14 protein-coding genes are annotated in these 13,948 nt (G+C 71.2%); 1 reads left to right on the forward strand and 13 read right to left on the reverse strand.

Annotated features, from left to right (window positions below):
• Positions 1-40: 40 nt before the first annotated feature.
• The 9 genes from lepB (ABZ854_RS19375) to ABZ854_RS19415 all read right to left on the reverse strand — a co-directional run bounded on the left by lepB (ABZ854_RS19375) (position 41) and on the right by ABZ854_RS19415 (position 6,501).
• Positions 41-1,084, reverse strand: a complete 1,044-nt coding sequence (gene lepB, locus ABZ854_RS19375) for a signal peptidase I (protein ID WP_361212103.1) — start codon at positions 1,082-1,084, stop codon at positions 41-43.
• Positions 972-2,069 (reverse strand): signal peptidase I, encoded by a 1,098-nt coding sequence (gene lepB / locus ABZ854_RS19380; RefSeq protein ID WP_361212106.1) that lies wholly within the window; start codon positions 2,067-2,069, stop codon positions 972-974. The genes lepB (ABZ854_RS19375) and lepB (ABZ854_RS19380) overlap by 113 nt, the downstream gene beginning before the upstream one ends.
• Positions 2,062-2,757, reverse strand: a complete 696-nt coding sequence (lepB, locus tag ABZ854_RS19385) for a signal peptidase I (RefSeq protein ID WP_361212109.1) — start codon at positions 2,755-2,757, stop codon at positions 2,062-2,064. Before lepB (ABZ854_RS19385) ends, lepB (ABZ854_RS19380) begins: the two co-directional genes overlap by 8 nt.
• 47 nt (positions 2,758-2,804) lie before the next feature.
• Positions 2,805-3,155, reverse strand: coding sequence for a 50S ribosomal protein L19 (gene rplS / locus ABZ854_RS19390; RefSeq protein ID WP_046727833.1), 351 nt, complete (start codon positions 3,153-3,155; stop codon positions 2,805-2,807).
• Between the two features lie 135 nt (positions 3,156-3,290).
• Positions 3,291-4,124, reverse strand: coding sequence for a tRNA (guanosine(37)-N1)-methyltransferase TrmD (gene trmD / locus ABZ854_RS19395; protein ID WP_361212112.1), 834 nt, complete (start codon positions 4,122-4,124; stop codon positions 3,291-3,293).
• Positions 4,124-4,690, reverse strand: a complete 567-nt coding sequence (gene rimM / locus ABZ854_RS19400) for a ribosome maturation factor RimM (RefSeq protein WP_361212115.1) — start codon at positions 4,688-4,690, stop codon at positions 4,124-4,126. The genes trmD and rimM overlap by 1 nt, the downstream gene beginning before the upstream one ends.
• A 137-nt stretch (positions 4,691-4,827) precedes the next feature.
• Positions 4,828-5,067: an RNA-binding protein gene (locus ABZ854_RS19405; protein ID WP_003973401.1), complete on the reverse strand. Its 240-nt coding sequence runs from the start codon at positions 5,065-5,067 to the stop codon at positions 4,828-4,830.
• A gap of 5 nt (positions 5,068-5,072) precedes the next feature.
• Positions 5,073-5,492, reverse strand: a complete 420-nt coding sequence (gene rpsP / locus ABZ854_RS19410) for a 30S ribosomal protein S16 (protein WP_129306312.1) — start codon at positions 5,490-5,492, stop codon at positions 5,073-5,075.
• Between the two features lie 406 nt (positions 5,493-5,898).
• Complete coding sequence (locus ABZ854_RS19415) at positions 5,899-6,501, reverse strand: hypothetical protein (RefSeq protein ID WP_361212118.1); 603 nt, start codon at positions 6,499-6,501, stop codon at positions 5,899-5,901.
• A gap of 536 nt (positions 6,502-7,037) precedes the next feature.
• On the opposite strand from ABZ854_RS19415, the gene ABZ854_RS19420 reads away from it, so the two are divergent.
• A complete protein-coding gene (locus ABZ854_RS19420) occupies positions 7,038-7,934 on the forward strand; it encodes an SAM-dependent methyltransferase (RefSeq protein ID WP_361212121.1) in 897 nt (298 codons plus the stop codon).
• A gap of 40 nt (positions 7,935-7,974) precedes the next feature.
• Here ABZ854_RS19420 and ffh read toward each other — a convergent pair whose 3' ends face one another.
• The 4 genes from ffh to ABZ854_RS19440 form a co-directional block, all read right to left on the reverse strand.
• The gene (gene ffh, locus ABZ854_RS19425) at positions 7,975-9,525 is read right to left on the reverse strand and encodes a signal recognition particle protein (RefSeq protein WP_361212124.1); all 1,551 of its coding nucleotides are present in this window, start codon (positions 9,523-9,525) and stop codon (positions 7,975-7,977) included.
• Between the two features lie 82 nt (positions 9,526-9,607).
• Entirely contained in the window at positions 9,608-12,064 is a 2,457-nt protein-coding gene (locus ABZ854_RS19430) for a [protein-PII] uridylyltransferase (RefSeq protein ID WP_361212127.1), read from the reverse strand.
• A gap of 44 nt (positions 12,065-12,108) precedes the next feature.
• Positions 12,109-12,447 carry a P-II family nitrogen regulator gene (locus ABZ854_RS19435; RefSeq protein ID WP_086730248.1) on the reverse strand — a complete coding sequence of 113 codons (339 nt, stop codon included), beginning with the start codon at positions 12,445-12,447 and terminating at the stop codon, positions 12,109-12,111.
• Positions 12,444-13,787 (reverse strand): ammonium transporter, encoded by a 1,344-nt coding sequence (locus ABZ854_RS19440; RefSeq protein WP_361212130.1) that lies wholly within the window; start codon positions 13,785-13,787, stop codon positions 12,444-12,446. The genes ABZ854_RS19435 and ABZ854_RS19440 overlap by 4 nt, the downstream gene beginning before the upstream one ends.
• Positions 13,788-13,948: the final 161 nt, after the last annotated feature.

The following is a 13,948-nucleotide window of genomic DNA, read 5'->3' on the forward strand; positions in this document are numbered from 1 at the left end:
CCCCGGTTCCGTCCGGCCCGGCCGGACGGAACCGGGTCGGTCAGTCCTGCTTCCGCTTCGCCGGACGCCGCCGCTTGCGCCAGACGACCACCGGCACGACCAGGGCGACGGCCACGCCTCCCGGGGCCGCCGGCAGCGGCGCCGCCGAGGAGTGGTCGCTCAGGCCCGGCTGGCTGAAGGTGTCGGGGACCGGGAGGGTGCCCCAGCGGTTGATCGGCCAGGCACGGACGATGGCGCGGCCGACGACGTCCTTCACGGGGACCATGCCGTGGTGCTTGTCGTTCTGGTTGTACCGCGAGTCGCGGGAGTTCTGCCGGTGGTCGCCCATGACCCAGATGTAGCCCTTGGGGACCTTCACCTTGAACCGGCCGCCCGTGTCGTCGTCGGAGCACGGGGTGTTGCCCGCGTACACGTACGACTGCTCGTTCAGCGCCTTGCCGTTGACCATGAGGGGTCCGGTGCCGTTGCACTGGATGGTGTCGCCGCCGACGCCGATCACGCGCTTGATCAGGTCCTTCTCGTCGGCGGACGGCATCAGTCCGACCCAGCTGAGAACCTGCTGCACCGCGTTCGGGGCCGGGGTCGGCTCGCCCGCGAGCCAGTTGTCCGGGTCGTGGAACACGACGACCTCGCCGCGCTCGGGCTCCGAACCGAACCACGGGGTGAGCTTGTCGACGAGGACCCGGTCGCCGATCTGCAGGGTGTTCTCCATCGAGGCGGACGGGATCGAGAACGCCTGTACCAGGAACGTCTTGATCAGCAGGGCCAGCACGAGGGCGATGCCGATCAGGATCGGCAGCTCCTTCCAGAAGCTGCGCGGCTTCTTCGGGGCCGCCGCGGCCTCGTCCCCGTCCTCGGTGTCGTCCGTGTGGTCCGTACGGTCCCTGTCCAGCGTGTACTCCGTGTGCGCCGTGTTCTCGTCCCTGCTCCGGGGCCGGCCGTCCGCCGGTGGTCCGTCGGCGCCCGCCGCGTCATTCCCGGAGGTCATGGCGCCTTCGGATGCGGGGACGTCCGCCTCCACGGGGTGCCCGCGGTGCTCCTCGCCGTCGTGTCCCGACCGTGCGCCAACCGCCACATCCCCCACGCCAACTCCTCACTCTGCGTCGCTGCCTGCCCCACACGCGGCGCAGGCCCACCACTCCCATAACGAGCGGGAGTTCCGCAGGGGTCGGGAGCCGGGTCAATCCGTTCTGTTCGTCGGAAGCAACCCTATGCGACAGCGCGGGAGCGGCGGTGGCACCCGACACGGAGTTGGAAACGCTTGCGAAGGTTTTAGGTTCGTCCAGACCCGTCCAGTGACCGACCGGCCAGCCGATGACCATGGCCCGGCCCACTACGGAGTGCAACGATACGGTGCCGCCGTACTTCGTGTTCTGGTGGACGCGGGAGTCCGCAGAGTTGCCCCGGTGGTCCCCCATCACCCACAGCCGCCCCTTCGGGACGGTGATGTCGAAGGGCGTGTTGGAGGGCGCGTTGCCGGGGTACAGGTAGTCCTTCTCGTCGAGGGGTACGCCGTTGACGGTGATCCGGCCCTGTGCGTCGCAGCACTTCACATGGTCGCCGCCGACCCCGATGACCCGCTTGATCAGGTCTTTCTCGTTGTCGGAGGGCAGCAGGCCGATGAAGGTCAGGCCCTCCTTGATCTGCTTGACGACGATGGGGTCGTTCTTCTTGGGCGTCTGCTCGCCCTCCAGCCAGCCACCCGGGTCGTGGAAGACGACGACGTCCCCGCGGTGCGGCTCGGAGCCGAACCACGGGGTGAACTTGTCGACCAGGACCCGGTCGCCGATCCGGATCGTCTGCTCCATGGAGCCCGAGGGGATGACGAACGCCTGGACGAGGAACGTCTTCAGCACGAGCGCTATGAGGACAGCGACACCCACCAGAAGGGGGATCTCTCGAACTACCGATCGTCTGCGCTTGCGTTTGACCTTGCGCTGCAGTTTGCGCCGCTCCGCGCGCGTACGGCCGCCGGCGGGTGCCGCGGCCGACGTACGGCGGGCCCCCGTGGGCAGCAGGTCCTCGGCGGGCGTGCTCGGCGCCCCGCGCGGCTTGCCGCGGTTACCCATGTGCGCCCTCCGGTGCGGGGACGCGCGCGTAGGCGCCGGGGCGGGTCAGGTGGGTCCAGTGGTCATGGGGCCAGATGATCCAGTCGGCGCGGCCGATGACGGAGCCGACGGGGATCATGCCGCCGCCGGGGGAGCCGAGGTGGTCGCGGGAGTCGCTGGAGTCGCTGCGGTGGTCACCGAGGACGAACAGGCGCCCTTCGGGCACGACGACGTCGAAGGGGACGTCGGACGGGCTGTCCCCGGGATAGAGGAACGCCGTCTCGTCGACCGCCCGGCCGTTCACCTCGACCCTCCCCTGCTTGTCGCAGCAGACCACATGGTCTCCACCCACCCCTACCACGCGCTTGACGTAGTCGCCGTGCCCGAAGTACTCGGTGCCGTCGAAGACGACGACGTCGCCGCGGTGCGGCTGGGCACCGAAACGGTACGCCAACTTGTTTACGAGAACGCGGTCCCCGATCCTCAATCCCTGTTCCATGGATCCGCTCGGAATCTGGAACGGTTGCACCACGACGTAGTTGAGGATCAGCAAAAACGCCAGGCAGGCGAAGAGGCCGAGGGTGATCCGGCCGCCGGGCAGCCACTCGGCGAGCCGCGGCACCAACGCGAAACGCGACCGCCCCTCCGGGCCCGGAGTACCGGGCTGGGAGGAACGGTCGCGCTCTGTCGGCTTCGCTTCGGTGTCCATCGAGGCCAGATGGTATCCGGCCCCGCTGTGCACGCCCGCGCGCGAGATCAGTTCTCGCGCTTCTCCTTGATCTTCGCGGCCTTGCCGCGCAGCTCACGGAGGTAGTACAGCTTGGCGCGGCGCACGTCACCGCGGGTGACCAGCTCGATCTTCTCGACGATCGGGGTGTGCACCGGGAAGGTGCGCTCGACGCCGACGGAGAACGAGACCTTGCGGACCGTGAAGGTCTCGCGGACACCGCTGCCCTGGCGGCGGATCACAACGCCCTTGAACTGCTGCACACGGGAGCGGTTGCCCTCGATGACGCGGACGTGGACGTTGACGGTGTCACCCGGGCGGAAGGCCGGGACGTCGCTGCGCAGCGACGCGGAGTCGACGGTGTCGAGCAGGTGAGACATTTCGTCTGCTTTCTTCGCTGATGCCACAGGTCATCAACGGAAACTAGGTGTATCAGGGGTCTGCCGTGCGGGTCGGGACGGGCGTCGTGTCCCCCTGCGGCAGGGGCGCTCGCCGGACGGACGCACAACAGCGGCCTATTCTTCCACGGCCTCGGGCCTGCGCCAAAATCGGCCGTACGGCTCCCCCTCCGGGTCGGGCGCCCAGCCCAGGATGGAGAGCATCTCGCGGTCCTTCTTGTCGAAGACGCCGGGCTCGCAGCGCTCGATCAGGTCGGGCCGGTTGGCGGTCGTACGCCGCAGCGCCTCGTCGCGGCGCCAGCGGGCGATCTTGCCGTGGTGGCCGCTGAGCAGCACGTCCGGGATGTCCCGCCCGCGCCAGAGCGGGGGCTTGGTGTAGACGGGGCCCTCCAGCAGGTTCGCCATCGCTCCGGGCGCGAAGGAGTCGTCCCGGTGGGACTCGGCGTTGCCTAGGACGCCCGGCAGCAGCCGGGCCACGGCCTCGGTGACGACGAGGACGGCCGCCTCGCCGCCGGCCAGGACGTAGTCGCCGATGGACACCTCGTAGACGGGCATACGGCTCGCGTACTCGTCCATCACGCGCCGGTCGATGCCCTCGTAGCGGGCCGGTGTGAAGATCAGCCAGGGCCGCTCGGAGAGTTCGACGGCCAGTTCCTGGGTGAAGGGACGGCCGCTGGGGGTGGGGACGATCAGGGAGGGTGCCTGGGCGCCGGTCTCGTAGCCGTCGGCGAGGACCGTGTCCAGGGCGTCGCCCCAGGGTTCGGTCTTCATGACCATGCCGGGGCCGCCGCCGTACGGGGTGTCGTCGACCGTGTTGTGCCGGTCGTACGTCCATCCGCGCAGGTCGTGCACGTGGACGTTGAGCTGCCCACGCGCGCGTGCCTTGCCGACGAGGGAGACGTTCAGCGGTTCGAGGTACTCGGGGAAGATCGTGACGACGTCGAGCCGCATCACGCCTCGTCCCGGGAGGAGGCGCTGTGCCCATCAGCGACTGCGTCGCGGGCTGCCTGGTCGTCGATCAGGCCGGGCGGCGGGTTGATGACGGCTTTCTGCTCGCCGAGGTCGATCTCGGTGACGATCTCCTCGACGAAGGGGATCATCACCTCGCTGCCGTCGGGGCGCTCCACGATGAACAGGTCCTGGGACGGCAGGTGCGAGATCTCGGTGATCCGGCCGACCTCGGTGCCGTCCGCGGTGACCACGTCGAGGTCCATGAGCTGGTGGTCGTAGTACTCGTCCTCGTCCTCGGGCAGCTCGTCCGGGTCCACGTCGGCGATGAGCAGGGTGTTACGGAGGGCCTCGGCGCCCGTACGGTCACTCACGCCCTCAAACCGCAGGAGGAGGCGGCCGCTGTGGACGCGTCCGGTGGCGATGGTGAGCGGTCCGGTGGCGGCCGGGTCGGTGGCCAGGACGGCGCCCGGGGCGAGCCGCAGTTCCGGCTCGTCGGTGCGTACCTCGACGGTGACCTCGCCCTTGATGCCGTGGGCGCGGCCGATCCGTGCGACTACGAGCTGCACGTGTCCCATTCTCCTGTCGTCTGCTGCCCGGTGTCCTGCGCAGGCTGCTCAAGTGTGCTCATACGGCTGCGCTCATACGACTGCGGGCCGGGGACGGCCTGTGGCCCTCCCCGGCCCGAGCCGGTTGCTTTGAAGCGTCAGCGGACGTGGTCCACGTCGACGAGGTCGACACGGACGCCGCGACCGCCGATGGCGCCCACGACGGTACGCAGGGCACGCGCGGTACGGCCGTTGCGGCCGATCACCTTGCCGAGGTCGTCGGGGTGCACCCGGACCTCCAGCACGCGCCCGCGGCGCAGGTTGCGCGAGGCGACCTGCACATCGTCGGGGTTGTCGACGATGCCCTTCACGAGGTGCTCAAGCGCCTCTTCGAGCATGCTGCTCAGGCCTCGGTCGACTCGGACTCGGCCGCGGCCTCGTCCTTCTTCTCAGCCTTCTTCTTCTGGGTGATCGCCTCACCCTTGCCCTCGTCCTCGCCGCCGAGAGCCTCGAACGACGGGCGCGTGGCCTTCGGCTCGGCGACGAGCAGCGGCGCGGGGGCCGGCTCGCCCTTGAACTTCTGCCAGTCGCCGGTCTTCTTCAGGATGGCGAGCACGGGCTCGGTCGGCTGCGCGCCGACACCCAGCCAGTAGGCCACGCGCTCGGCGTCCACCTCCATGACCGACGGGTTGTAGGTCGGGTGGTACTTGCCGATCTCCTCGATGGCCCGGCCGTCACGGCGGGTACGGGAGTCGGCGACGACGATGCGGTAGTGAGGCGAACGGATCTTGCCCAGACGCTTCAGCTTGATCTTGACTGCCACGGGAGTGGATTCTCCTGGAATTTGACGTGGTTGGGCACGGCGAGACGCCGCGTGGGGTTGCGGTACCCGAGTGCCCGATGGACGCGTCAGCCGGAGGAGAGAGGGGTCCTGTGCGGCTGTCGAGTACAGCTAGCCATTGTGCCATACCCTGCGGGTCGCTTTTGGCCGGGTGGGTGAGCTGTGCTGCGGGCACGCCGGAGAGGCACCCGGCGTGATGGCGAAGTAGGTCGGGTGCGCTGCCCGGCGCTGACGGGGTGCCGCCGCGCCCACCCTCCCCCACTCTCGGCTGCGCTCGAGCGGGGGACCCCCATCGCCCTGCGGCACGATTGCCCGCGGGCCGGCGGGGGGGGTGGGCGCGTGGGGCGGCGGCGTGCCGGTGCTACGGCTGCCACGAGCAGCCGTAGCGTCAGCCTGCTGCCGCTCCTGCCAGTTCTGGGATGCGGAAGGGTTTGCCGCAGCCGCCGCAGACGATGGGGGCCTGGGCGAGGACGGAGGGGACCACGCGGACGTTGCGCCCGCAGTCGCAGACCGCCTTGACCCGGACCCCGCCGCCCGAGGAGCCGTGCCGTGCGGCCGGACCCCGGAAGGTGCGGGAGGTGTCGGACGAGGTGGCTGCCACATGGGCCTTCAGCGCGCGCTGCAGCCGCTCCATGGTCGGGCGGTAGCGCCGCTTCGCCTCGGGGTTGAGCGTGACCAGGGAGAAACCACTGCTCGGGTGCGGTTCCTCGGGGTGGTCCAGGCCCAGCTCCTCGGCGATGGCGAGGAAACGACGGTTGTGGTAGCGGCCGGCACGGGAGGTGTCGCGGACCCCACGGGCGGCCGCGATGCCATGGACTGCCTCATGAAGCAGTCGCTCGAAGGAGAGCTCGTGCCCGCACGCGGACGACGACTCTCCGATCAGGGACTCTGGCGCGGCAAGGTCGGGCAGCTCGGGGTGGTACCGCTGAATGTCGGCCCACGCCTGTGCCAGCTCTGCGGCGAGAACAGGTGGTGTCTGTGTCGTGCTCACGTAATGACAACGAGCGGGGGTGCCCCTGTGTTCCTATTCCGGGGCATCCCAAATAATTTGCACGTACCCGTCAGTTGCCACTCATGCGTCCGGACGAGGGCGGGTGCGCTGATCTGCGGAGAAGCCGCACAGCTCATACCAAGCCGGTGCGTAGTCTGACGTACGCCCCAGCGATGGGCGCGGATCCGCCCGCCTGCGCAAGAGGCGTTTCGGCCGCTCTGCCGTCGCAGAGCCGTTGCCTTCGTCAGCGCCGGTGACGACCGCGACGTTACCGGGTGCCTGCCGGCGGCCCCGCACCGGCCCGGCCCGCTCGCCCGCGCGGGGCCGGGGGGTGGTGAATTCCCGCCACTCACACCCACAGCTCCCAAACGGGGCCCCTCGGACCCTGGACGGCATGGCGAGGCGGGAGTTACCTGGCATACGTGGATGGTGCGAGCGCACGGCACGGGGGCCACGCCATCGGGTTACTGCGGCGAACGCGACGCCGGTCCGGTCCGGGCCGGCTCCGGACTGTCGGCGGATTGGGGCGCTTACCTATGACACCTACGCTCGTGCGGGAACACCTGTCCTCCTCCACGGGTTCCGCGCCGCGCGTGAACCCGTACGCACGCGCGCGTGACTGGTCCGAGATCCAGGAGCGGATGCTGGTGCCGCTCCACCAGGCGGTCTACGACCGTCTCGACGTGGGCCCGGCCACCCGGCTGCTGGGCCTGCGGTGCGGTTCCGGTCTGGCCCTGCTGACGGCGGCCGCCAGGGGAGCCGAGGTCACCGGTGCCGACCCCTCCCCCGAGCGCCTCGCCCTCGCCCGTGAGCGCCTGCTGCCGGACGCGCCGCCCGGTCCCCGCGGCCGTACACGCGCGCGTGCGGGCGGACGTACGGCCGTTGAGCTCGTCGAGGGCTCCCCCGCCGACGTCGCCGCGCACACGCGGGGCGCGGACACTCCCCCGTACACCCTGGTGACCGCTTTCGAGCCGATCGGCTGTCTCGCGGGGGATGCCGAGGGGCTCACCGAACTGCTCGCGGCCGCCGTGCCGCTCGCCGGACGCGGGGCGGCGGTGGTGCTGGCCGGCTGGGGTCCACCGGAGCGCTGCGCCACCTCCTCGGTGCTGCGGGTGGGGGCGAAACTGGCCGATCCGCTGAGCAGCCCCGGCCGCTGGCGGCCGGCCGGGCGGGACGACCTGGAGGAGGTCGCCCAGCGGGCCGGGCTGCGGCCGGACGGCTCGGGGCGGGTGGCCTGCCCGTTCGGGTACGCCGATGCCGACAGTGCCGTACGGGGGCTGCTGTCGACGGGGTTGTTCGACGCGGCGGTCGCGGAGACGGACCGCAAGCAGGTGGACAAGGAGCTGGCGGAGGCGCTGCATCCGTATCGTCGCGTGGACGGCACGGTGTGGATGCCGAACGTCTTCCGCTACCTGATCGCCCGCGTGCCCTGAGGGGACACGCGGGCGACGACGGCCGGGGCCGGGATCTCGGTCAGCCCATGAACTTCTTGAACTCGTCCGGCAGCTCGAAGTCCTGACCGCCCTGCTGCGGCAGCCCGCCGAAGGGGTTGCCGTTCTGCGCGGCCTCGCGGCGCTGGGCCTCCTCCAGCTCCTGCTGCTTGCGCTTCATCGGGTTGCCGGAACGCTGCTTGCCCTTGGCCTTCTTGGGCTGCTTCTTGGAGCGGCCCGGGCCGCCGCCCATACCGGGGATCCCCGGCATGCCGGGCATGCCGCCGCCCTGCGCCATGCGGGACATCATCTTGCGGGCCTCGAAGAACCGCTCGACCAGGTTCTTCACGGCGCTGACCTCGACACCGGAGCCCTTGGCGATACGGGCGCGGCGCGAGCCGTTGATGATCGTCGGCTCCTGGCGCTCGGCCGGGGTCATCGACTTGATGATCGCGGCGGTGCGGTCGACGTCCCGCTCGTCCAGGTTGTTGATCTGGTCCTTGATCTGGCCCATGCCGGGGAGCATGCCGAGCAGCTTGGAGATGGAGCCCATCTTCCGGACCTGCTCCATCTGGGCCAGGAAGTCGTCGAGGGTGAAGTCCTGGCCCTTCTTGGAGGCCAGCTTCTCCGCCATCTTCTGGGCTTCGGCCTGGTCGAAGGTCTTCTCCGCCTGCTCGATCAGGGTGAGCAGGTCACCCATGTCGAGGATGCGGGAGGCCATCCGGTCCGGGTGGAACTGGTCGAAGTCCTCCAGCTTCTCGCCGTTGGACGCGAACATGATCGGCTTGCCGGTGATCTGCCGGATCGACAGGGCGGCACCGCCGCGGGCGTCGCCGTCGAGCTTGGAGAGGACGACGCCGTCGAAGCCCACGCCGTCGCGGAAGGCCTCGGCGGTGTTGACCGCGTCCTGACCGATCATCGCGTCGACGACGAACAGGATCTCGTCCGGGGAGACGGCGTCGCGGATGTCCGCGGCCTGCTGCATCATCTCGGCGTCGATGCCGAGGCGGCCGGCGGTGTCCACGATCACGATGTCGTGGACCTTGGACTTGGCGAACTCGATGGAGTCCTTGGCGACCTTGACCGGGTCGCCCACCCCGTTGCCCGGCTCCGGCGCGTAGACGGCGACGCCGGCGCGCTCGGCGACGACGCTGAGCTGGTTGACGGCGTTCGGGCGCTGGAGGTCGCAGGCGACCAGCAGGGGCGAATGGCCCTGCTCCTTGAGGTACCGGCCGAGCTTGCCCGCGAGGGTGGTCTTACCGGCACCCTGCAGACCCGCCAGCATGATCACGGTGGGGGGCTGCTTGGCGAAGCGGAGCCGCCGGGTCTCGCCGCCGAGGATGGTGACCAGTTCCTCGTTGACGATCTTCAGCACCTGCTGGGCGGGGTTCAGCGCCTTGGAGACGTCGGCGCCGAGGGACCGCTCCTTGACGTTCTTGATGAACGCCCGGACGACCGGCAGGGCCACGTCCGCCTCGAGGAGCGCGATGCGGATCTCGCGGGCCGTGGCGTCGATGTCGGCCTCGCTCAAGCGCCCCTTGCCGCGCAGGTTCTTGAAAGTCGCTGACAGGCGATCGGAGAGAGTGTCGAACACGGCGGCGTCGGTCCTCGGAGTCGGGGATGGCTTGTGGGAATCGCCCTCCAGGGTATCCCGGCGCCGCGTGCGCCGGGCCAGGTCATCCCCGCAGGGTCTCCTCCAGCTTGCGGGCCACCGCCGCGGCCTCCTCGGCCGGCAGGGGGGAACCTTCCGTTCCGGTGACGTAGAAGGCGTCGACGGCGTTGGCGCCCAGGGTGCTGACGTGGGCGCTGCGGACGCGTACGCCGGCGCCCTCCAGGGCGCGGCCGATCCGGAAGAGCAGGCCCGGGGCGTCCTGGGCGCGGACCTCGATCACCGTGGCGTGGTGGGAGGCGGCCGGGGCGACGCGCACGCGTGGGGGCGGGGCGGTCCAGCCGCGGCGCCGGGGGTAGGCCGCGTCGCGTTCGGCGAGGCGGGCGGCCGTGTCGAGGGAGCCGTCGAGCGCGCGGACGAGGTCGGCGCGGAGCCGGGTGGCCTGGGGCAGGGAGCCGTACTCGGCGGCGACGCGCCAGTCGAGGAGGAGGACCGAGCCGGTGCCGTCGGTGTCGACGGCGCCGGGCAGGCGCAGGGTGCGCAGCTCGGCGGTACGAACGGTCAGCCGGTGCACGGCGAGGACTCCGGCGACGGCGGGCAGGACGCCGCGCTGGTCGGGTACGGCGATGAGCAGTTCGACGCCGAGCGGCTCGGGGTCGCCGGAGGGCTCGGGTGCGGGCGGGGTCTGGGCGCGCAGGGCGAGGACGGGGCCGCGGGTGCGGAACGCCTCGACGGCGAGGCGTTCCTGCTCGGCGGTGGGGGCGGCGGGCTCGGGCTCGTCGGGGGCGTCGCCGGCGAGGACGGCGGCGGCGCGCCGGACCAGGTCGGCGACGAGGGAGCCGCGCCAGCGGGACCAGGCGGCCGGTCCGGTGGCGAGCGCGTCGGCCTCGGTGAGGGCGTGCAGCAGTTCCAGGGTGCTCTGGGTGCCGACTGCCTCGGCGACGGACTGGACGGTGGCGGGGTCGTCCAGGTCGCGGCGGGTGGCGGTGTCGACGAGGAGCAGGTGGTGGCGGACCAGGGTGGCCAGCACCGCGACGTCGGCGCGGTCGAAGCCGATGCGTACGGCGACGTCCCGGGCGATGACCTCGCCGGCCACGGAGTGGTCGCCGGGCCAGCCCTTGCCGATGTCGTGGAGCAGCGCGGCGACGAGGAGGAGGTCGGGGCGGCCGACGCGGCGGGTCAGTTCGGAGGCGCGGACGGCCGTTTCGATGAGGTGGCGGTCGACCGTCCAGAGGTGGACGGCGTTGCGCTGGGGGCGGCAGCGCACTCGTTCCCAGTCGGGCAGGAGGCTGCTGACCAGGCCCTCCGCCTCCAGGGCTTCCCAGACGTCGACCGTGGGCCGGCCCGAGCCGAGGAGGGTGACGAGTTGTTCGCGGGCCTCGGCGGGCCAGGGGGTGGGCAGGGGGCGCGCGGTGGCGGCCAGGCGCCGTACGGCGTGCGGGGAGAGCGGGAGCCCGGACTGGGCGGCGGCGGCCGCGGCGCGCAGGGGGAGCACGGGGTCGCGTTCGGGGCGCGCGGCGCGGGCGAGCACCACCTCGCCGTCCTGTTCGACGACTCCTTCGGCCAGCGGCGAGCGCTCGGGGGCCGGTTTGTCCCCGCCCTTGAGCAGGGCGCGCAGGCGCGGCCGTACGGCGCGGGAGCGCAGCACGCGGCCCACCTCACGCCAGGTGACGTCGCCGGCGTAGGAGATGACGCGTGCCGCTTCGTAGACCTGTCGCAGCAGGGCGTCGGCGTCGAGCAGGTCCAGCTCGGTGGCGACCTGGTCCTGTTCCTGGAGGGCGAGCCGGTCGGTGGCGCGGCCGGTGGCGAGGTGCAGGGCGTCCCGCACGTCGAGGAGGCTGCGGCGGGCGTCCGCGAGGCCTTCGCGGGGGGCGTCGGCGAGCCAGGAGGCGGCGACGGCGCGCAGGGCGGTGGCGTCCCGCAGGCCGCCGCGGGCCTCCTTGAGGTCGGGTTCCAGCAGGTACCGCAGTTCTCCCTGGCGTTCGGCGCGCTCGGCGCACAGCTCCTGGAGTTCGGGGAGGCGTTTCGGGGCCTGGTTGCGCCAGTCCGCGAGCGCGGTGGTGCGCAGGGCGGCGGTGAGGGCGGGGTCGCCGGCGAGGTGGCGGGCGTCGAGGAGGCCGAGCTGGACCTTGACGTCCTCTCCGGCGGTCTTTCGGGCCTCGGCGGGGGTGCGGACGGAGTGGTCGAGGGCGAGGCCGAGGTCCCAGACGGGGTACCAGAGGCGGTCGGCGAGGTCGGCTACGGCGGCGGGGTCGGTGCCGTCGTGCAGCAGCAGGAGGTCGAGGTCGCTGCGCGGGGACAGCTCGCCGCGGCCGTAGCCGCCGACGGCGACGAGGGAGACGCCGGTGGGGCTGCCGGCGGCCGCCGTGAACAGTGAGCCGAGCCAGTCGTCGGTCAGCCCGGCGAGGGCGGCGCGGCGCGGCGGCCCGGACCGCGCCCCCTCGGTGAGGAGGCGCAGCCGGGCCGCCGCGTAGCCGCCGGGTCCCGAGTCGTCGTTTTCGCTTCGCACATCCGTCCCCGTCACCCAGTGACTCCTGTCCTTCTGCCGTGCTGCCGTGGCCGGCCGGGTCAGAGCGCGTCCGGGCCGCGCTCGCCCGTGCGGACCCGTACGGCCGTGTCGACCGGCAGCGACCAGACCTTGCCGTCTCCGATCTTGCCGGTACGGGCCGCCTTCACGACGACCTCGATCAGCTGTTCGGCGTCGTCGTCCTCGGCGAGGACCTCGATGCGGATCTTGGGGACGAGGTCGACGGTGTACTCGGCACCGCGGTAGACCTCGGTGTGGCCCCGCTGCCGGCCGTAGCCGCTGGCCTCGGTGACGGTCAGGCCGTGCACCCCGAAGGCCTGGAGGGCTTCCTTGATCTCGTCGAGCCGGTGGGGCTTGACGACGGCGGTGATGAGCTTCATGCGTCCACCTTCTTGCTGTGCGTGGCGGCCAGGGCCGCGGAGGCGGCGGCGAGGGTGCCGGTGACGCCACCGCCCGCGCCGCTGAAGTCGTAGGCGGTCTCGGCGTGTTCGGCCTGGTCGATGCCGGAGACCTCGTCGTCCTCGGTGACCCGCATGCCGAGGGTCCTGTCGATGAGGAAGGCGAGGACGGCGGAGGCGATCAGGGAGTAGGCGAGGACGGCGAAGACACCGGCGCACTGCTTCCAGAACTGGTCCAGGCCGCCGCCGTAGAACAGGCCCTTGGCGGTGGACTGGCCCTTGCCGGTGGCGAAGAAGCCGATGAGCAGGGAGCCGAGGATGCCGCCGACCATGTGGACGCCGACGACGTCGAGGGAGTCGTCGTAGCCGAGGCGGAACTTCAGGTTGATGGCGGCCGCGCAGACGACACCGGCGACGGCGCCGACGGCGATCGCGCCGAGCGGGGAGACCGCTCCGCCGGACGGGGTGATCGCGACCAGTCCGGCGACCGCGCCGGAGGCGGCGCCGAGCGTGGTGAACGCGCCGTGCCGGATCTTCTCGTAGGCGAGCCAGGCGAGCATGGCGGCGGCGGTGGCGACCTGGGTGTTGACGAACATCAGCGCGCCGACGCCGTCGTCGTTGCCGAGCCAGGAGCCGGCGTTGAAGCCGAACCAGCCGAACCACAGCAGTCCGGCGCCGAGCATGACCAGCGGGAGGCTGTGCGGGCGCATCGGGTCCTTCTTGAAGCCGACGCGCTTGCCGATGACGAGGATCACGCCGAGGGCGGCGGCACCGGCGTTGATGTGCACCGCCGTACCGCCGGCGAAGTCGATCACGCCGAGCTTGTAGGCCCAGCCGTCGGCGCCCCAGACCCAGTGGGCGACCGGGACGTAGACGATCGTGACCCACAGGGCGATGAACAGGGCCCAGGCGGAGAACTTCACGCGGTCCGCGAGGGCGCCGCTGATCAGGGCCGGGGTGATGATCGCGAACATCAGCTGGAAGACCATGAAGACGTAGATCGGGATGGTGTAGCCGTCCCAGAGCTGCGTCAGGCCGATGTTGCTGAGGCCGAGCCAGTCCGCGTTGAAGCCGATGAGGCCGTTGTGCGTGCCGAAGGCGAGGGAGAAGCCGTAGAGCACCCAGAGGATGGTGACGATGCCCATGCTGATGAAGCTCATCATGAGCATGTTGAGGGTGCTCTTGACGCGGACCATGCCTCCGTAGAAGAAGGCGAGTCCCGGGGTCATGAGCAGCACCAGGGCGGAACAGATGAGCATGAAGCCTGTGTTCGCGGAGGACAGTCTGGGTGCCTCGGCGGCAAGCGTGATGGCTGGTGCCATCGGCGTCTCCTCGTCGTCGGTACGGCCCCGTGCGTGCGGTGCCTGGGCGGTCCCGGTCGGGGGGCGGGGGGAACCGGGTATGCGCCATGAGCGTGGCGCAGCGCGGTTTCGGTGGAAGCCCCTCGATGTTTCGCCGGGGTGACGAAGGCAGCTGGCGTGTT

It is taken from the genome of Streptomyces sp. NPDC047028, assembly GCF_040644095.1.
GTDB lineage: Bacteria > Actinomycetota > Actinomycetes > Streptomycetales > Streptomycetaceae > Streptomyces.

Bases quoted from the DNA above. Each gene is read 5' to 3' on its own strand.
- ABZ854_RS19440 (WP_361212130.1), bottom strand. From the start codon at position 13,787: ATGGCACCAGCCATCACGCTTGCCGCCGAGGCACCCAGACTGTCCTCC.
- lepB (WP_361212106.1), bottom strand. From the start codon at position 2,069: ATGGGTAACCGCGGCAAGCCGCGCGGGGCGCCGAGCACGCCCGCCGAG.
- ABZ854_RS19405 (WP_003973401.1), bottom strand. From the start codon at position 5,067: ATGCTCGAAGAGGCGCTTGAGCACCTCGTGAAGGGCATCGTCGACAAC.
- ABZ854_RS19420 (WP_361212121.1), top strand. From the start codon at position 7,038: ATGACACCTACGCTCGTGCGGGAACACCTGTCCTCCTCCACGGGTTCC.
- ABZ854_RS19435 (WP_086730248.1), bottom strand. From the start codon at position 12,447: ATGAAGCTCATCACCGCCGTCGTCAAGCCCCACCGGCTCGACGAGATC.
- rplS (WP_046727833.1), bottom strand. From the start codon at position 3,155: ATGTCTCACCTGCTCGACACCGTCGACTCCGCGTCGCTGCGCAGCGAC.
- trmD (WP_361212112.1), bottom strand. From the start codon at position 4,124: ATGCGGCTCGACGTCGTCACGATCTTCCCCGAGTACCTCGAACCGCTG.
- lepB (WP_361212109.1), bottom strand. From the start codon at position 2,757: ATGGACACCGAAGCGAAGCCGACAGAGCGCGACCGTTCCTCCCAGCCC.